The following is a 16,345-nucleotide window of genomic DNA, read 5'->3' on the forward strand; positions in this document are numbered from 1 at the left end:
GCTGACGCTTGGCCGAGGCTCGTGGCCATGAGTCACGACGCCCTCACTTCACCCCGCACCGGCGGGACCGCACCGACGGGCGGCACCGGCACGGGCACCGGCCGCGCGCCGGCGCCCCGGGTTGCCGCGCTACGCCCCCTCGGCCTGTTCACCCTGCTGCTGGGTGCGGCACTGCCCATGATCGATTTCTTTGTCGTCAACGTCGCGTTTCCCAGCATCGAGGCCGACCTCGACGCCTCCCCGGCCGCGCTGGAGATGGTCGTCGCCAGTTACGCCGTCGCCTACGCCTCGCTGCTCGTACTGGGCGGACGGCTGGGCGACACCTTCGGACGGCGCAGGCTGTTCCTGTGGGGTGTGCTCGCCTTCGGCATCACCTCGCTCGCCTGCGGATTCGCCCCCGGCGTGTGGTGGCTGATCGCCGCGCGGCTGGCGCAGGGCGCGGCCTCCGCGATGATGTTCCCGCAGGTGCTCGCCACCATCCACGCCACCAGCGAGGGGCAGGTACGGGCGCGTGCCATCGGTCTGTTCGGCTCGGTCGGCGGGATCTCCATCGTCACCGGGCAGGTGCTGGGCGGCGTACTGGTCGCCGCCGATCTGGCGGGCACCGGCTGGCGGGCGATCTTCCTGATCAACGTCCCCGTGGTGCTGATCGCACTGGCGATGGGCGCCCGTACGGTGCCGGACAGCCGCTCGGAATCGCCCGCGCGGGGCGACATCGCCGGAACCGTACTGCTGGCGTGCGGACTTGTCGCACTGCTGCTGCCACTGACGGAAGGGCGTGCCGCCGGGTGGCCCTGGTGGTCGGTGACGCTGCTGGTGGCGGCGGTGGTGCTGGCCTGCGCGTTCGTCGCCGTCGAACGACGGGAGGAGCGGGAGGGCCGCAGCCCGCTGCTGCCGCCCTCACTGCTGCGCGAACCGGGAGTGCGGCGCGGGCTGCTGGCCGGAGCACCCATCTTTCTGGGCTTCAGCAGCTTCATGTTCGAGAGTGCACTGCTGTTGCAACAGGGGCTGCGTTTCGGTGCGTTGAAGGCGGGGCTCACCCTGGTGCCGATGGGCCTGGCACAGTTCACCGCCTCCGTGCTGGCGCCCCGACTGACCGAACGACTCGGCGCGGGACGTGTGCTGGCGCTCAGCGCGGTCGCGCAGGGCGCGGGACTGGGTGCGCTGCTGCTGGCCGTTTTCACCGAGTGGCCCGGCCTGCCGCCCCTCGCGCTGGCACCGGCACTGCTGCTGTGCGGGCTGGGTCAGGGGCTGCAACTGCCCACCTACTACCGCGTCCTGCTGTCCGGCATCCCCGCCGCCCGCGCCGGCGCCGGCAGCGGCCTCGCCGCCACGGCCCAGCAGTCCGGCCTCGCCCTGGGCGTCGCCACACTGGGCTCCCTCTTCCTCGCCCTGATACCGCACTACGGCATACGCGAAGCGCTGGGCGCTGCGCTGGCCGTGCAGGGCTGCGGGTTGCTGGCACTGCTCGTCATGGGACTGCGGATGCCCCGCAGGATCGCCTGAGCGATGCGGACGCGCCCCGAAGGGGCGGGTGGGGCACCGGTCCGCCCAGGGCTTGCCCGACGATCCCGCGTACCCCGCGTCGGGGGGCTGCGCTTGCCAGCCCTGCGCCTCTGGCGCAGACTTCCCAAGCGCCGCAGGGGACGTGCCCCGTAAGGGGCGCGGGGAACTGCGCGACCAGCCACCGCTCACCCGCAGCCCGCACGCGTCGGGCAGGGCACCCCCTTGCCGGAGCAACGGATGGCGCCGCCCTAACATGCCGGTCATGGCCATGTTCGTGCATCTGACGTCGGCGGCGAACGCCCCCCGCATCCGGCGGTCCGGAATCCGCGCGGCGAGCCGCGGACAAGGCGATGCACGCGGCGTGTACTGCTTTCCGGTGCTGCCGTCGTACACCCTCACCCACCAATGGCTGCGCGAGCTGGCCCGGTTCAGCAACCGGGGAGGGTTGGTCGCCGTCCATGTGCGGCTGGACGACGCCCAGCAGGTACTGGTGGGGCGCTATGCGAGAGAGCAGGACACCGTTCCCGCCGCCGAGGCAGTACGGCGGATCGCGGCGCTGGACGACCCGCGCGGGTGGGAGGTGTTCGTCCCCCGGGCGATCCGGCCGCGCGAGGTGCACCGGATCCGTACCGCACCACAGACGGTCGGGTGGCGGTACTGGCCCGAGGCGCACGGCGTCCGCCCCTGCACCTGCGACGGTTGCCGGGTACGCGGCGAGTACGGGTCGCGGCGCCTGCGCGAGCGGTTGCCGCATCCGCTGGACGGTCCGCCGCCACCGGCCAGGGTGCTGCTCGCCAGGGTCGCCGCAGCGGGCACCCCGGGAGACTCGGCCCAACTACGGGAGACCCTGCACTGGTTCGGCATGCGCCGCCGTGGCCCCCTCGCCCAGCTGACCCACCTCGCAGCCCATCCCGACCCCGCGGTACGGGAGGACCTCGTATGGGCCATCTCCCGCTGGTCCACCCCGGGAGTGGCCGAGCTGCTGGACGGTCTCGCCGACGACCCGCACGCGGATGTCCGAGAGGCGGTCGAGACGGTCCGTACGCCGGAATCGGACAGCTAGCCCCCTCCCTCGCGGCGCACGGCGAGGTGGACCCACACCGTTTTGCCCGCCCCCGTGCGAGGTCGTACGCCCCACGCTTGCGAGAGGGCGTCGACCAGCAGTAATCCGCGGCCCGATGCCTCATCCGGGTCCGGCTTGCGAAGTTCCGGCATCTCCCACTGGAACGAGTCGGAGACCTCCAGCACGAGGACGCCGTCGCGGCGGCGGAGTACGAGTTCGAAGTAGTCGCCGATTCCCCGTGCGGCGTGGGTGACCACATTGGTCGCCAACTCACTTGTGATCAGCGCCGCGTCCTCGCCGAGGTGTCCGAGCTTCCACTCTCTGAGCACCAGCCGCACGTGCTCCCGCGCCTTCGGCACGGACACCTTGCTGATGCGGAACCTTGCGATGTTCGTACGCCCGGACATGGGGCCTCCCCGGGGGCGGCTGAGCAGGTTGGATTCGCTCACCCTTGGTGCCCGAACGGACGCGTTGAGTGAGGTAACTCACGCTAAGGCCAACCAGAACGCTTGGCAAGTCTTCAGTATGGCAAGTTTGCCAATGACGCTCAGTCTCAAACTCCTGTCCCACTCAGCCAGTTGGTGTGCAGACTTGGGGAAGCAAGAAGGGAAGGACACATGCCCTCGGACCGGAAGCCCACGATGCGCGGCAGGCGGCTCGGCTCCGCGCTGCGCCGATACAGGCTGGCCGCAAAGCTCGATCAGGAACACGCGGCACAAGAACTGGGCTGCTCGACGGCGAAGATAAGCCGCATCGAATCGGGGGCGAACTGCGCCCGCGTCGCGGAAGTCCGCTACCTGCTGGATCTCTACGAGGTGCACGACGAGACGACGCGCTCGCAGCTTGAGCGGCTGGCCCGCAGCGCCACCAAGCGCGGCTGGTGGGTCAACCAACCGGTGCCAGTGCCGGACAAGCTGGGCGACTACCTCGCGCTGGAGTCGGACGCCACATTCATCCGCACGTGGCAGACAACCCTGGTGCCGGGGCTGTTGCAGACGGAGGAGTACACGAGGGTTCTGCTCGCGACGAATCCTACGTACGGGGATGAAACAGATATCGAGCGCTCCGTCGCGATCCGCCAGGAACGGCGGAAGCAGTTCCTGGCCTCCGGAGCCCGGCTCGCCGCTGTGATTTGGGAACCAGCGCTGACGTCCTCCATGCCGAGTGCGAAGACGCACCGAGCCCAACTACTCGACTTGCTGTGGCTTCAACAGCAGCCGCTGGTCAGCCTCCAGGTACTCCCGCTCGGCGAATGGTCGGCGGCGGCCAGCTCACCACCGTTCGCCATGCTGTCCTTCGACGGGGAGTGGGCACCCTCTGCAGTCGTCCAGGACACCCATCAGGAGAGCGTCGTACTGGAGGATGAAAACCTGACGACCCCCTACGCCCACGCCTTTGACGCTCTGCGCTCTGCCGCCCTGACCAACGAACAGACGCAGGACTTCATCCAGAGGCTCGTCAGCAGCATCCCCGAGGAAGAGGAACCAACGTGAGCAGCAGGACCGTCGTCGGCCGCTTCCGCAAATCGTCCTACTCAGGCGCCGGTCAGGCCAGCGAGTGCGTGGAAGTTGCCCGCACGGCCGACGGCGGACGCGCGGTCCGCGACAGCAAGGATCCCGCGCGGGGGACCGCGTACTTCTCACCTACGGCTTGGCAGACGTTCATCACCGATCTGAACAGGAATAGGGCGTCATGAAGAAAGCAATCATCACCACGCCGTTCCGCAAGTCGTCTTACTCCCACGGCGACCACAGCGAATGCGTTGAGGTCGCCCACACCACCACCGGCGGGCGCGCGGTCCGCGACAGCAAGGATCCCGCGCGGGGGACCGCGTACTTCGGGGCGGAGGCGTGGGGGGAGTTCATCAGCGGGCTGCGGGGCCGCCCCGTACCGCAGTAGGGGGCCGGCATTGGCTCCGTGGTAGCTAGGGCACCGCACAGTCGGCGCCCTAGCTTCGCGGTCATGAACGTTTCCCGGAATGTCGCGGCGCCCACACCGGCCCTCAAAAGAGGGTTCGCACGGCAGTTGGGAGAGGCGGTCATCCTCTTCCCCCTTGGGCTGTTCGCCCTCGTCATGGCACTCGGAGGGCAGGGCGGGCCCGCCCGGCGGGTGCTGCGGGCGCAGCCGGGGGCGAGCGCGGTGCGGGTCATCGCGCATGCCGCGCTCACCGTGCTGCTGGGCGTACTGGCGCTGATACTGGCGGGGGTGCTCGCCCTCGGCACCGCCCGCGGGCTGTTCTACGGCTTCGTGGACAGCGGTCCGTACGACGACTCCTGGGGCGGGCCCAGCAAGGCCGGTGCCTGGCTCGCGCATTTCGGGGTGAGCCTGCCGATAAGCGCGGCGGCGATCGGGCTGCTGTACGGTCTCGCCGCCCTGCACCGGCGGCTGACGGCCCCGCTGCGCGGCGAGCGCAGGCCCGCATGGGTGCTGCCGACGGTGCTGCTGAGCTGCTTGGCCACCGCGCTGTTCCTGTTCGCGTTCATACGGCAGCTGAACTGAGCGACGGCCCTCACGGAGGGTTCTACTCCTCCCCCTGGGACCAGGCGGCGACCGGGAGGGAGAGGTAGACGCCGAAGTCGTCGAGTCCGGTGGCCTCCTCGATGCTCTCGTGGAGCAGATCCACGCGCTCCTGACGGTTGGCGGCCCTGCTCTCGAACCACTTGGAGCGCACTTCGATCACAACGTCCAGGCCGCAGCGGTCGAAGGGGCCGAGCTTCCGGAATCTGAGCTCCACATCGCCTGGCTGCAGGTCGCCGTCATAGGGCTCCTCGGGGCACTCCACGGCTACGGACACCAGGTGCGGCAGTACCGAGCCGAGTTCGAGAAGCAGCTCTTCGGAAACGTCCGGTGCATAGGTGACTTCAACGAGCGGCATCGGTTCACTCCTGACCGGGCGCTGTGCGGGCCCGTCGGCGACAGTGGCAGCTGTAGGCATACGTGAAGCCCCCGACCGGCGCAAACGCAAAACGGGGTGCGCGGCCGGTCGGCCTTCGGTTTGATGAGCGCATGCTCTCCGCCGACCGCATACTCGCCTTCGCGGCCATGTCGTTCGTGCTCATCGTCGTTCCGGGGCCCAGCGTGCTGTTCGTCGTCGGGCGGGCGCTGGCGCACGGGCGGCGGGCGGCGCTCACCACGGTGGTGGGCAACACCCTGGGCGCGTATGTGCTGGTGATCGCGGTGGCGCTGGGGGTCGGCACGCTGGTGGAGCGGTCGGTACTCGTCTTCACGGTACTGAAGCTCGCCGGCGCCGCCTACCTCGTCCATCTGGGCATCAAGGCGTGGCGGCAACGCCGTTCGTTGCAGGACGCGTTCGAGAGCACGGCAGCCGCGCACGGCGGGCTGCGCACGCTGTGGGAGGGCTTCGCGGTCGGGGTCGCCAACCCGAAGACGATCGTGTTCTTCGCCGCCGTACTACCGCAGTTCGTGGACCGTGAGCAGGGGCACGTGGCCTTGCAGATGCTGCTGCTCGGCCTCGTCTTCAACGCCATCGCCGTCGTGTGCGACGGCACCTGGGGGCTGGCCGCGGCCACCGCGCGCGGCTGGTTCGCCCGGTCTCCGCGGCGACTGTCCATGGTCGGCGGCGCGGGCGGGCTCGCCATGATCGGGCTCGGTGTCACCGTCGCCGCGACTGGGCGCAAGGAATAGGCCGTGTCCTGATCGGCCCCGCCCGCCCCCGCCGCGACAAGCGGTTATACGGATCACGCATAGGTGCGGGCGGCGGCGTATTTCCGTGGGCGCCGAGGGAGTTCCTACGTTCCGGGGCGTGGCAGCAGCCGCTGCTCCCCCCTGCGAACCCCTGAAGGAACTCCCTCATGCGTCTCATCTCTCTCCTGGCTGTGGGCGCGTTCGCGCTCGGGCTCGATGCCTATGTGACCGCGGGGCTCTTGCCCGACGTCGCCGGTGATCTCGGCTCGTCGATCGCCGCCGCCGGACAGATGGTCACCGCGTTCACGCTCGCGTATGCCCTCGCTTCGCCGCTGCTCGCCGCACTCCTGCCGGCGCAGCGGCAGCGCGCGGGATTGCTGGGGGCACTGGGACTGTTCACCCTCGCCAACGCGGGCAGCGCTCTGGCGCCCACGCTGGGTGTTCTGCTGCTGAGCCGCGCGGTGGCCGGGGTGGGCGCCGGGGTGTACCTCGCGCTGGCCGCTGCCTCGGCCGCTTCCGTGACCGGTCCCGAGCACCGTGGGCGGGCGCTGGCGATGCTGATGGGCGGAATGAGCGGGGGAACCGTGGTCGGGGTACCGGTCGGCGTGCTGGTCGCCGAGCACGCCGGATGGCGCTCGACGCTGTGGCTGGTCACCGCGTTGGGGGCGGCGGCCTTCGGCGGGCTTGTAGCGCGGCTGCCGCGCTTCGGCGAGGGAGAGGGCAAGGGCGACGGCGGCTCCGGCGGCGAGGGTTCCGCCGTCGGGCTGCGGCAGCGGATGGCCGTGCTGGCCGACCGCCGGGTGACCTCGATCGTGACCGTCTCGTTCCTGGCTGCCGTCGCCAGCCTCGGCCTCTACACGTACCTCGCCCCCGTCATGGCCGCCCGCCCCATGGGCGAGGTCGACGGGATCACGCCGTATCTGTGGGCGTGGGGCATCGGCGGCGTGGCCGGCAGCGTGCTGGTCGGGCCGCTCGTGGACCGGCTGCGCAGGCCGTACGCCGTCGTCACCGGTATCGGGCTGCTGCTCGTCCTGGCGCTGGCCGCGCTGCGTCCGGCGGCCTCGCTCTCGCCGCTGCTCGCACTGGTGCCGATCGCGCTGTGGGGTGCCGTGGGGTGGGCGCTCCAGGTGCCGCAGCAGCACGATCTGATCGCGGCACAGGGTGCGGGCGGCGGCCCGGTGGCCGTGGCGCTGAACGAGTCCGCGCTGTATCTGGGCAGCGCGGTGGGCTCGGGGCTGGGCGGGCTGGCCTTCGGGCTGGGCTGGGACGCCTCGGTGCTCCCCTGGTTCGCGGCGGCCTTCGCGGCACTCGCGCTGCTCGTCCATCTGACCTGGGTACGGGCCACCACCGCGCGGCACGCGGAGCGCACCGGGGAGCCGTGCCGGGCCGAGGTCTGAGCCTGCTGTGTTCACGCCTACTCTGGGATGGACACGTCGGACAGGGAGCGGCCAGGCAGTGCTCGACAAGGACATAAGCCTTCGCCACCTGCAGGCGTTCGCGACGCTGGCCGAGACCCTCAATTTCACCCAGGCCGCAGCAGAGCTGGGCGTGCGGCAGCCGACGCTGTCCCGCACGGTTCGCCGCCTGGAGGAGCAGATGGGGGTCAGGCTGCTGGAACGGAACACTCGCACCTGCGCCCTCACACCTCAGGGCGCACGCCTGCGCGACGAGCTGGCCGATCTGCTGCCGCGCCTGGAAGCCGCGCTGTCGCCGGACGAGCCGGGCACGCTGCGGCTGGGCTTCACCTGGCTGCTGCCCGGCGCCTGGCTGCACGAGGCGATCGAACGGTTCGAGGACGAAACCGGGACGCGCGTCGTCCTCTCCCGCAAGGACGAGCTGCTGGCGGGCATCACCCGCCGCGCCGTCGATGTCGCCCTGTTGCGGATCAAGGAGGTCCCACGCGGGTTGCGCGCCCGCGAACTGGGCCGGGAGCGGCAGGTCGCGGCGGTGGCCCGCAACTCGCCGCTTGCCGCGCTGTCCTCGCTGGCGTGGACGGAGCTGGCCCGGCATCCGATCGTCGCCAACACGGTGAGCGGAACGGTGCGCGGTGAGTGCTGGCCGGCCGAGCACCGCCCCGAGACGATCGTGGAGTGCGCCAACTTCGACGAGTGGCTGGAGCTGATCGCGGCGGGCCGGGGCATCGGCGTGGGCCCCGCACTGCTGAGCCGCCGCCGACCGCACCCGGCGGTCACCTTCGTCCCGCTGACCGGCGTCGAACCGGTGCCCCTGCGCCTGGTGCACCCGGCGCAGGGCTCGCACCCGCACGCGGAGCGGTTCACGCGGATCGCCGAGCGGGTGCTGGCCGAACACCGGCAACGACTGGGCGACGGCCCCGCGGCAGCCGCCTGACGGCGGGCGTCCCCTGTCCCCCCGGGCACCCCGCAGCCGCGACCAACCGGCAACGTCCCGCAGTCAACGACCCACAACCGGCGCCCCGCACACGACGATCAACAGCCGACGCCCCGCACCCGCGACCAACCGGCAACATCCGGAAGGCAGGCGTGCCCCCGGCACCGGTCGCGCGGGCGGTCACCGTCTCGGCGTCACGCCCGGTGGTACTGGATCGGGCGGCGCGGCTCGGCGCCGAGTTCGGCCGCGGCCTCGTTCGCCCAGCACGGCCGGCGCAGCAGTTCGCGGCCGAGCAGCACCGCGTCGGCCTGGCCGGAGGCGACGATCTGCTCGGCCTGCCGGGGCTCGGTGATCAGGCCGACGGCGCCGACCGGCAGGTCCGTCTCCTTCTTGACCCGTTCCGCGAACGGCACCTGGAAGCCGGGCGCCGCCTCGATACGGGCGTCGGGCGCGTTGCCGCCGGTGGAGGTGTCGAGCAGGTCGACTCCGCGGGCGAGCAGTTCCTTGGCGAGGCGGACGGTGTCATCGCCGGTCCAGCCCTCGCGGCCGTCCTCGGGGTTCTCGGTCAGCCAGTCGGTGGCGGAGATACGGAAGAACAGCGGCAGTTCGTCCGGCCACACCGCTCGCACTGCCTCGACGACCTCCAGCGCGAACCGCGTACGGCCCTCGAAGGAGCCGCCGTACTCGTCGGTGCGGCGGTTGGTGAACGGCGAGAGGAACTCGTTGATCAGGTAGCCGTGCGCGCCGTGGATCTCGACCACTTTGAACCCGGCCTCGTGCGCACGGCGGGCGCTGTCCGCGAACTGCCGCACAACTCCGGCTATCTGGTCCCGCGTCAGCTCACCCGGAGTCGCGTGCGCACCGGAGAAGGGCAGCGGGCTCGGGGCGACCGGCTGCCAGCCGTGATCGCGGCCGGGCGCCAGGGGCGCACCGCGCTCGACCCAGGTGCGCTCGGTGGACGCCTTGCGTCCCGCGTGCGCCAGCTGGATACCGGGGACGGTGCCCTGCTCGGACAGGAAGCGGGTGATACGGGTGAACGCCTCCTGCTGGCGGTCGTTCCACAGCCCGAGGTCGTAGGGGCTGATCCTGCCCTCCGGGGTGACCGCCGTCGCCTCGACCAGCGCCAGCCCGAGCCCGCCCGAGGCCCGCGCGCCCAGATGTGCGAGGTGCCAGTCGGTGGGGACGCCCTGCTCCGGACCGTCGGGGGCGGCCGAGTACTGGCACATCGGCGCCATCCAGACGCGGTTGGGCACGGTCACCGACCGCAGGGCGAGGGGCTCGAACAGTGCGCTCACAGCGCTCTCCATTCCATTGAGGGCCGAACAGCGCTATTACGGTAACCATCGTACTACGGCACCTGTCAAACTTTGATGACTGCCGTACTATGAAAGCGTGCCGACGACAACCGCCGTACGCGAACTCCCGCACCCCGCACGGGAAGAGATCCACCTGGAGGCAGTGCTGCACGCACTGGCCGACCCGGTGCGGCTGCGGATCGTCACCTGCCTGAACGCCTACGGCGAGGGCGAGGGCAACGGGGCCACCTGCTCCCAGATCGAGCTGCCCGTCTCCGCCTCGACCGCCACCCACCACTTCCGCGTGCTGCGCGAGGCGGGCGTCATCAACCAGTGCTACCGCGGCACCGCCAAGATCAACTGCCTGCGCCGGGCCGACCTCGACACCCGCTTCCCGGGGCTGCTGGATGCGGTATTGAGGGCAGCAGCCAGCTGAAACCCACCCTTTCGGGGCCCCGCCAGGTGATCCGCTCACATTGTCGGTGCGCCTGGCTACGGTGAGTTGTGTCTGGAACTCAGCACCTGGAGGGCGCATCATGACAGTGATGCTCGATCGACCGACAGCCATAGATTCCCCCGAGGAACCGGAACCGAACCCGGCACTACAGCCCAGCTTCGATTCGCTGTTCTGGACGCTCTTGACCATGGAGGTGCCCGAAGGCTTCCGGGCAGAGATCGTCGGGGGAAACATCGTCATGTCACCGTGGTCGAAGGGGTACTACCTCGATGTGATGGACTCGCTCGTCGAGCAGCTGATGCCAAGGCTGCCGAAGGATCAGCGCGTCTCATATGCCCCGTTCCTCTTTGCCCTGCCCGGACAGGAACGAGCCTACGGACCGGACATCTACGTGGCGGCACGCGAAGCATTCCGGACGTACGACAGGTACATCGACGGCGAAACCCTCACGCTCGTCGCCGAGTTGACCTCGAACGCGACGCGCGATGTCGACTGGAACGACAAGCTGCCGGTCTACGCCAAGGCCGGTATCCCCGTGTACCTGCTGCTCGACATGCAGGACCGCTCCATCTCCGTGTTCTCGGACCCCACGCCGGAGGGATATGCCGAGCGCACGACATGCCGGTTCGGCAAGCCTGTGCAGCTGCCCTCGCCGTTCGACTTCGAACTGGACACCGTCCCATTCGATGCGGCGCCGGGGAAGAAGGCCACAGAGCCGGAAGCCCCGGAAAAGGAGGCGTGAGCGGGGCCCGCTCTGTCAAAGTGCCCGCATGGACAGACAGATGCGCTCCCTCCTCGCCCACACCGACCACCCCATCGCGGCACCGCTGGACGACTCCTCCGTCGACCGGCTGCTCTCCCGTGCCGTCATACGCGGCGACGAACGCGTGCTCGACCTCGGGTGCGGTGAGGGGGCGTGGCTGCTGCGCGTCCTTAGGCGGCATCCGGGCGTGACGGCGGAGGGTGTTGACGTCTCAGCAGGCGCCCTGGAACGCGCCCGGCAGCGCTCCCAAGAAGCGGGGCTCGCGGAGCGGCTGACGCTGCACCGTACCGAGGCGGCGGCGTTCCCGGCTCAGCGGCGCTTCGACGTGGTGCTGAGCGTGGGCGCGGCGCACGCGTTCGGCGGGCTGCTGCCCACCCTGGACGCCGCACGCGGGCAGTTGGCGCCCGGCGGCACCGTGCTGGTCGGTGACGCGTACTGGGAGCGGGAGCCGAGCCCATGGGCGCGCGAGACGCTGGGCGAGTACGAGGACCTGGCGGGAACGGTCGAGAAGGTCATCGCGGACGGCTGGACGCCGGTCTACGCGCACCTTTCCACCCGGCACGAGCTGGACGACTACGAGTGGAACTGGACCGGCTCCCTGGCCCGCTGGGCGCTGGACAACCGCGAGCACCCCGACAGCGCCGAGGCGCTGCGAGCCGCGGCCCTGCACCGGGACGAGTGGCTGCGCGGCTACCGGGAGAGCTTCGGCTTCGTCTGCCTGGCGCTGCGCCGCACCACCGAGTGAGCCCGTTGCATACGTACGAGGCCCGGCACCCCCTCGCGGGGTGCCGGGCCCTCGGCGTACGCGTGGCTCAGCAGCCGAGGAGGCGGCCGGCCAGGTAGCCCTCGATCTGGTCGAGGGAGACGCGGTCCTGCTTCATGGTGTCGCGCTCACGCACCGTGACGGCGTTGTCGTCGAGGGTGTCGAAGTCGACGGTGACGCAGAACGGGGTGCCGATCTCGTCCTGGCGGCGGTAGCGGCGGCCGATGGCACCCGCGTCGTCGAACTCGATGTTCCAGTGCTTACGCAGCGTCTCCGAGAGGCCACGGGCCTTGGGCGAGAGCTGCTCGTTGCGGGAGAGCGGCAGCACGGCGACCTTGACCGGGGCGAGCCTGGGGTCGAGGCGCATCACGGTGCGCTTCTCCATCTTGCCCTTGGCGTTGGGCGCCTCGTCCTCGATGTAGGCGTCGAGCATGAAGGCGAGCATCGCGCGGTTCACACCGGCCGCCGGCTCGATGACGTACGGCGTCCAGCGCTCGCCCGCCTCCTGGTCGAAGTACGACAGGTCGTGGCCGGACGCCTTGGAGTGCGCGGTGAGGTCGAAGTCGGTGCGGTTGGCGACGCCCTCCAGCTCGGAGAACTCGCTGCCGCCGAAGTTGAAGCGGTACTCGATGTCGGCGGTGCGCTTCGAGTAGTGGGAGAGCTTGTCCTTCGGGTGCTCGTACCAGCGGATGTTCTCCTCGCGGATACCCAGGTCGCGGTACCAGGCCCAGCGCTGGTCCATCCAGTACTGGTGCCACTCCTCGTCCTCGCCCGGCTTGACGAAGAACTCCATCTCCATCTGCTCGAACTCGCGGGTACGGAAGATGAAGTTGCCCGGAGTGATCTCGTTCCGGAACGATTTGCCCATCTGCGCGATACCGAACGGCGGCTTCTTGCGCGAGGTCTGCTGAACGGCGGCGAAGTTGGTGAAGATGCCCTGCGCGGTCTCGGGACGCAGGTAGGTGACCGAGCCGGAGTCCTGGGTGGGGCCGAGGTGGGTGGAGAGCAGCCCGGAGAACTGCTTGGGCTCGGTGAAGCCGCCCTTGTTGCCGCAGTGCGGACAGTTGATGTCGGCCAGACCGTTCTCCGGCTCGCGGCCGTGCTTGGCCTCGTACGCCTCGGTCAGGTGGTCGGCACGGAAGCGCTTGTGGCACGAGGTGCACTCGGTGAGCGGATCGGTGAAGGTGGAGACATGACCCGATGCCTCCCAGACCTCGGGGGCCAGAATCACCGACGAGTCGATGCCCACCACGTCGTCGCGGGAGGTGACCATGGAGCGCCACCACTGGCGCTTGATGTTCTCCTTCAGCTCCACGCCCAGCGGCCCGTAATCCCAGGCGGCCCGCTGGCCGCCGTAGATCTCACTGCACGGGTAGACGAAGCCACGGCGCTTGCTGAGGCTGACAATTGTGTCGATCTTGTCGGCGGCCACGGTGCTCTCTTCATTGACGACGAGACGGAATACCTCAGATTACTGGGGGCCGTAGGGGGCGCGGCAAATCGGTTCCGGCCGGGGTTCCGGCAGCGGTTCCGGTATCGCACTGTGATCACGGAGCGCAAAGCTCTAGTTGACAATCGTTTCCAATTTCGCTGAAAATGACTGTCATGAACATCGGCCCCCGCCCCCGTCGGCTCATACGCACCAGTGCCACCCTCAGCGCTCTCGGCCTGGCCTCCCTCTCCCTCGCCGCCTGTGGCAGCGGCTCGGGCGACAACGGGAAGGTCCAGGTCGCCGCGTCCTTCTATCCGATGGCGTATCTCGCTCAGCAGATCGGCGGGGAACACGTCGAGGTGCAGAACCTCACCAAGCCCGGCACCGAGCCGCACGACCTGGAGCTGAGCCCGAAGCAGACCGGGGAGCTCAGCGAGGCGGACATGATCGTCTACCTCAAGGGCCTGCAGCCCGCCGTGGACGAGGCGGTCGACCAGTCCGGCGTCAAGAACGTCGCGGAGGCAAGCTCCTTCACCACCCTGGAGAAGCACGGGACCGACGTGCACGGCGAGGAAGGCCACGACGAGCACGGGCACGAGGAGCACAAGGAGAAGAGCCACGAGGAGAAGGGCCACGACGAGCACGAGGGCCACGACCACGGCGACAACGCCGCGGGCGACCCGCACGTCTGGCTCGACCCGGTGCGCTACGCCGAGGTCGCCGAGGGGGTCGGCAAGAAGCTCCAGAAGGCGGACCCCGACCACAAGGACGAGTACAAGAAGAACACCGAGGACCTCGTCTCCCGGCTGAAGAACCTCGACAAGGACTTCAAGGACGGTCTCAAGAAGAAGAAGACCGACACCTTCATCACCACACACGCCGCCTTCGGCTACCTCGCCGAGCGCTACGGTCTGCACGAGGAGGCCGTCACCGGTATCGACCCGGAGTCGGAGCCCAGCGCGGCGCGGATGAAGGAGCTGCACAAGGTCGCCAAGGAGGACGACGTGGACACCGTCTTCTTCGAGAACACCGCCAGCGACAAGACCGCCAAGACCCTCGCCGGAGACCTGCGTCTGAAGACCTCGGTGCTCAGCCCCATCGAGACCATCAAGGACCCGAAGAAGGACGACTACTTCTCGGTGATGCACCAGAACCTGACCGCGCTCAAGACGGCGCTCGACGCGCAGTGAGCCAGGACGGCACCCGGCGCGCGGTCGCTCAGTGAGGACGTGAGGCATGACGAGGACGACAGCGGCCCCGGACGGCGCCGGCATAGCCGAGGCACCGCCCGCCATCGCCCTGCGCGGTGCCACCGCCGCGCTGGGCGGGCGGCCCGTGCTGCGCGGAGTGGATCTGACGGTGGAGCGCGGCGAGACGGTCGCGCTGCTGGGCGCCAACGGCTCGGGCAAGTCCACCACGATCCGGGCCGTACTGGGCCAGGTGCCGCTCACCGGCGGTGAACTGGAGCTGTTCGGCACCCCGTACGCGCGCTTCCGCCAGTGGCGGCGGCTCGGCTATGTGCCGCAGCGCTCCACGGCCGCCGCCGGGGTCCCGGCGACCGTCCGCGAGGTCGTGGCGGCCGGCCGGCTGGCGCGGCGACGCTTCGGGCCGCTGGGCCGCGAGGACAAGGCCGCGGTCCGGCACGCGCTGGAGCTGGTCGGCATGGCGGACCGGATGCGGGACGCGGTCGAGTCGCTCTCCGGCGGACAGCACCAGCGGGTGCTGATCGCCCGGGCGCTGGTCGCCGAACCGGAGCTGCTGATCATGGACGAGCCGCTGGCCGGCGTGGACATGGCCAACCAGGAGGTGCTGGCCGACACCCTGCGCCGGCAGGTGGAGCGGGGCACCTCCGTACTGCTCGTACTGCACGAACTCGGCCCGCTCGCGCCGCTGATCGACCACGCCGTCGTACTGCGGGACGGACAGGTCGAGCGGGTGGACAACCCCGACCGGCTGCACGATCTGGCCTGCCATCCGCACGGCTCCGTACCCGCCGCCGAGGCGGCACCGAAGATCGAGACGGGGTTGCTCTCATGATCGAGATGCTGGACTTCGCGTTCATGCAGCGGGCGCTGCTCGCCGCGCTGCTGGTCGGCATCGCGGCGCCCGCCGTCGGCATCTACCTCGTACAGCGCCGCCAGGCGATCATGGGCGACGGCATCGGCCATGTCGCGCTCACCGGTGTCGCGCTGGGCTTCCTGCTGAGCACCAACCCGGTGTGGATGGCCGTGCTCGTCGCCTCGCTGGGCGCGATCACCATGGAGCTGATCCGCTGGTACGGCAAGGCGCGGGGCGACATCGCGCTGGCGATGCTGTTCTACGGCGGTATGGCGGGCGGCGTCATGATCATCAACCTGTCGCCGAACGGCTCCAACGCCAACCTCACCACCTACCTCTTCGGCTCCATCACCACCGTCTCCCCCGAGGACATCACCGCCATCGTCGGACTGTCCGTCTTCGTGCTGCTCGTCGCGCTCGGGTTGCGGCGGCAGCTTTTCGCCGTCTGCCAGGACGAGGAGTTCGCGCGGGTCACGGGGCTGCCGGTGCGGCTGCTGAACCTGCTGCTGGCAGTGACGGCGGCGGTGACGGTCACGGTGGCGATGCGGGTGGTCGGACTGCTGCTGGTCAGCGCGCTGATGGTGATCCCGGTGGCCGCGGCGCAGCAGGCCACCCGCGGCTTCGCCGCCACCCTGGGGCTGGCGATGGGCTTCGGCGTCGCCGTCACCCTCTCCGGCACGATGACGTCCTACTACGCCGACGTGCCGCCCGGCGCCAGCATCGTCGTCCTCGCGATCGGGCTCTTCTGCTTGGTCACGGCACTGGCCGCGCCGCTGGCCCGGCGCCGGGCCGCACGTGACGGAGGAAGGACTGTCGCCGGAGGGGAGTCAGAGGGCACCCTGGTAGCGGACGGGAAGGAGAACGCCGCCGAGGGCACGGGGCCGGTGGACCGCCCGAGCAGGGTGTAATACCCGCGCTCCGGGAGCGCCTGGCACAATGGGTGCCCGCGAACGCCGCACCGACCCGGAGTCGCCTCGGCGCCTCCCCGGAGCCGACGAACGTAAGGAGCCAGAG

General features: G+C 70.0%; 19 protein-coding genes. 15 read left to right on the top strand and 4 right to left on the bottom strand.

All coding sequences use genetic code 11. The features are described 5' to 3' along the window. Positions 1 to 27 precede the first annotated feature (27 nt). Both ACQEU8_RS29530 and ACQEU8_RS29535 read left to right on the top strand, forming a co-directional pair. The gene (locus tag ACQEU8_RS29530) at positions 28 to 1,506 is read left to right on the top strand and encodes an MFS transporter (RefSeq protein WP_433106428.1); all 1,479 of its coding nucleotides are present in this window, start codon (positions 28 to 30) and stop codon (positions 1,504 to 1,506) included. Between the two features lie 262 nt (positions 1,507 to 1,768). Then, entirely contained in the window at positions 1,769 to 2,569 is an 801-nt protein-coding gene (locus ACQEU8_RS29535; protein WP_433106430.1) for a HEAT repeat domain-containing protein, read from the top strand. On the opposite strand, the gene ACQEU8_RS29540 is transcribed toward ACQEU8_RS29535, so the two are convergent. After that, complete coding sequence (locus ACQEU8_RS29540; protein WP_433106432.1) at positions 2,566 to 2,976, bottom strand: ATP-binding protein; 411 nt, start codon at positions 2,974 to 2,976, stop codon at positions 2,566 to 2,568. The two genes, ACQEU8_RS29535 and ACQEU8_RS29540, sit on opposite strands and share 4 nt — an antisense overlap. A gap of 210 nt (positions 2,977 to 3,186) precedes the next feature. Here ACQEU8_RS29540 and ACQEU8_RS29545 point away from each other — a divergent pair, with 210 nt between their 5' ends. From ACQEU8_RS29545 to ACQEU8_RS29560, 4 genes are all read left to right on the top strand, one after another. Further along, the gene (locus ACQEU8_RS29545; RefSeq protein WP_433106434.1) at positions 3,187 to 4,062 is read left to right on the top strand and encodes a helix-turn-helix domain-containing protein; all 876 of its coding nucleotides are present in this window, start codon (positions 3,187 to 3,189) and stop codon (positions 4,060 to 4,062) included. Further along, complete coding sequence (locus tag ACQEU8_RS29550; RefSeq protein ID WP_433106436.1) at positions 4,059 to 4,265, top strand: DUF397 domain-containing protein; 207 nt, start codon at positions 4,059 to 4,061, stop codon at positions 4,263 to 4,265. Before ACQEU8_RS29545 ends, ACQEU8_RS29550 begins: the two co-directional genes overlap by 4 nt. Next, the gene (locus ACQEU8_RS29555; protein WP_433106438.1) at positions 4,262 to 4,468 is read left to right on the top strand and encodes a DUF397 domain-containing protein; all 207 of its coding nucleotides are present in this window, start codon (positions 4,262 to 4,264) and stop codon (positions 4,466 to 4,468) included. The genes ACQEU8_RS29550 and ACQEU8_RS29555 overlap by 4 nt, the downstream gene beginning before the upstream one ends. A gap of 63 nt (positions 4,469 to 4,531) precedes the next feature. Beyond that, positions 4,532 to 5,068: a hypothetical protein gene (locus ACQEU8_RS29560; protein WP_433106440.1), complete on the top strand. Its 537-nt coding sequence runs from the start codon at positions 4,532 to 4,534 to the stop codon at positions 5,066 to 5,068. Between the two features lie 22 nt (positions 5,069 to 5,090). Here the strand turns inward: ACQEU8_RS29560 and ACQEU8_RS29565 are convergent, their stop codons facing one another. Continuing rightward, a complete protein-coding gene (locus ACQEU8_RS29565; RefSeq protein ID WP_433106442.1) occupies positions 5,091 to 5,444 on the bottom strand; it encodes a hypothetical protein in 354 nt (117 codons plus the stop codon). Positions 5,445 to 5,575: 131 nt separating this feature from the next. Between ACQEU8_RS29565 and ACQEU8_RS29570 the strand changes: the two genes are divergently transcribed. From ACQEU8_RS29570 to ACQEU8_RS29580, 3 genes are all read left to right on the top strand, one after another. Beyond that, positions 5,576 to 6,214 (top strand): LysE family translocator, encoded by a 639-nt coding sequence (locus ACQEU8_RS29570; protein WP_433106444.1) that lies wholly within the window; start codon positions 5,576 to 5,578, stop codon positions 6,212 to 6,214. 167 nt (positions 6,215 to 6,381) lie between these two features. Then, complete coding sequence (locus tag ACQEU8_RS29575; RefSeq protein ID WP_433106446.1) at positions 6,382 to 7,611, top strand: MFS transporter; 1,230 nt, start codon at positions 6,382 to 6,384, stop codon at positions 7,609 to 7,611. Between the two features lie 58 nt (positions 7,612 to 7,669). After that, positions 7,670 to 8,563 (top strand): LysR family transcriptional regulator, encoded by an 894-nt coding sequence (locus ACQEU8_RS29580; protein ID WP_433106448.1) that lies wholly within the window; start codon positions 7,670 to 7,672, stop codon positions 8,561 to 8,563. A 194-nt stretch (positions 8,564 to 8,757) separates the two neighbouring features. Here ACQEU8_RS29580 and ACQEU8_RS29585 read toward each other — a convergent pair whose 3' ends face one another. Continuing rightward, on the bottom strand, positions 8,758 to 9,858 hold the full coding sequence (locus ACQEU8_RS29585; RefSeq protein ID WP_433106450.1) for an NADH:flavin oxidoreductase/NADH oxidase: 1,101 nt from the start codon (positions 9,856 to 9,858) through the stop codon (positions 8,758 to 8,760). A 97-nt stretch (positions 9,859 to 9,955) separates the two neighbouring features. On the opposite strand from ACQEU8_RS29585, the gene ACQEU8_RS29590 reads away from it, so the two are divergent. The 3 genes from ACQEU8_RS29590 (at position 9,956) to ACQEU8_RS29600 (ending at position 11,823) form a co-directional block, all read left to right on the top strand. Next, positions 9,956 to 10,294 carry an ArsR/SmtB family transcription factor gene (locus tag ACQEU8_RS29590; protein WP_433106452.1) on the top strand — a complete coding sequence of 113 codons (339 nt, stop codon included), beginning with the start codon at positions 9,956 to 9,958 and terminating at the stop codon, positions 10,292 to 10,294. Between the two features lie 100 nt (positions 10,295 to 10,394). Then, positions 10,395 to 11,057: a Uma2 family endonuclease gene (locus ACQEU8_RS29595; RefSeq protein ID WP_433106454.1), complete on the top strand. Its 663-nt coding sequence runs from the start codon at positions 10,395 to 10,397 to the stop codon at positions 11,055 to 11,057. Between the two features lie 28 nt (positions 11,058 to 11,085). After that, complete coding sequence (locus tag ACQEU8_RS29600) at positions 11,086 to 11,823, top strand: SAM-dependent methyltransferase (RefSeq protein WP_433106457.1); 738 nt, start codon at positions 11,086 to 11,088, stop codon at positions 11,821 to 11,823. Between the two features lie 67 nt (positions 11,824 to 11,890). Here ACQEU8_RS29600 and ACQEU8_RS29605 read toward each other — a convergent pair whose 3' ends face one another. Beyond that, positions 11,891 to 13,273 carry a glycine--tRNA ligase gene (locus ACQEU8_RS29605; RefSeq protein ID WP_433106459.1) on the bottom strand — a complete coding sequence of 461 codons (1,383 nt, stop codon included), beginning with the start codon at positions 13,271 to 13,273 and terminating at the stop codon, positions 11,891 to 11,893. A 173-nt stretch (positions 13,274 to 13,446) separates the two neighbouring features. On the opposite strand from ACQEU8_RS29605, the gene ACQEU8_RS29610 reads away from it, so the two are divergent. Genes ACQEU8_RS29610 through ACQEU8_RS29620 form a run of 3 tightly spaced genes read left to right on the top strand, consistent with a single transcriptional unit; the run spans position 13,447 to position 16,239 of the window. Further along, a complete protein-coding gene (locus ACQEU8_RS29610) occupies positions 13,447 to 14,463 on the top strand; it encodes a metal ABC transporter substrate-binding protein (protein ID WP_433106461.1) in 1,017 nt (338 codons plus the stop codon). 46 nt (positions 14,464 to 14,509) lie between these two features. Beyond that, entirely contained in the window at positions 14,510 to 15,310 is an 801-nt protein-coding gene (locus tag ACQEU8_RS29615) for a metal ABC transporter ATP-binding protein (RefSeq protein ID WP_433106463.1), read from the top strand. Next, positions 15,307 to 16,239: a metal ABC transporter permease gene (locus tag ACQEU8_RS29620; RefSeq protein ID WP_433106465.1), complete on the top strand. Its 933-nt coding sequence runs from the start codon at positions 15,307 to 15,309 to the stop codon at positions 16,237 to 16,239. The genes ACQEU8_RS29615 and ACQEU8_RS29620 overlap by 4 nt, the downstream gene beginning before the upstream one ends. Positions 16,240 to 16,345 lie beyond the last annotated feature (106 nt).

Source organism: Streptomyces sp. CA-250714 (assembly GCF_050936705.1).
Taxonomy (GTDB): domain Bacteria; phylum Actinomycetota; class Actinomycetes; order Streptomycetales; family Streptomycetaceae; genus Streptomyces.

Bases quoted from the DNA above. Each gene is read 5' to 3' on its own strand.
- ACQEU8_RS29560 (WP_433106440.1), top strand. From the start codon at position 4,532: ATGAACGTTTCCCGGAATGTCGCGGCGCCCACACCGGCCCTCAAAAGA.
- ACQEU8_RS29595 (WP_433106454.1), top strand. From the start codon at position 10,395: ATGACAGTGATGCTCGATCGACCGACAGCCATAGATTCCCCCGAGGAA.
- ACQEU8_RS29545 (WP_433106434.1), top strand. From the start codon at position 3,187: ATGCCCTCGGACCGGAAGCCCACGATGCGCGGCAGGCGGCTCGGCTCC.
- ACQEU8_RS29555 (WP_433106438.1), top strand. From the start codon at position 4,262: ATGAAGAAAGCAATCATCACCACGCCGTTCCGCAAGTCGTCTTACTCC.
- ACQEU8_RS29570 (WP_433106444.1), top strand. From the start codon at position 5,576: ATGCTCTCCGCCGACCGCATACTCGCCTTCGCGGCCATGTCGTTCGTG.
- ACQEU8_RS29600 (WP_433106457.1), top strand. From the start codon at position 11,086: ATGGACAGACAGATGCGCTCCCTCCTCGCCCACACCGACCACCCCATC.
- ACQEU8_RS29615 (WP_433106463.1), top strand. From the start codon at position 14,510: ATGACGAGGACGACAGCGGCCCCGGACGGCGCCGGCATAGCCGAGGCA.
- ACQEU8_RS29620 (WP_433106465.1), top strand. From the start codon at position 15,307: ATGATCGAGATGCTGGACTTCGCGTTCATGCAGCGGGCGCTGCTCGCC.
- ACQEU8_RS29540 (WP_433106432.1), bottom strand. From the start codon at position 2,976: ATGTCCGGGCGTACGAACATCGCAAGGTTCCGCATCAGCAAGGTGTCC.
- ACQEU8_RS29610 (WP_433106461.1), top strand. From the start codon at position 13,447: ATGAACATCGGCCCCCGCCCCCGTCGGCTCATACGCACCAGTGCCACC.
- ACQEU8_RS29535 (WP_433106430.1), top strand. From the start codon at position 1,769: ATGGCCATGTTCGTGCATCTGACGTCGGCGGCGAACGCCCCCCGCATC.
- ACQEU8_RS29575 (WP_433106446.1), top strand. From the start codon at position 6,382: ATGCGTCTCATCTCTCTCCTGGCTGTGGGCGCGTTCGCGCTCGGGCTC.
- ACQEU8_RS29565 (WP_433106442.1), bottom strand. From the start codon at position 5,444: ATGCCGCTCGTTGAAGTCACCTATGCACCGGACGTTTCCGAAGAGCTG.
- ACQEU8_RS29530 (WP_433106428.1), top strand. From the start codon at position 28: ATGAGTCACGACGCCCTCACTTCACCCCGCACCGGCGGGACCGCACCG.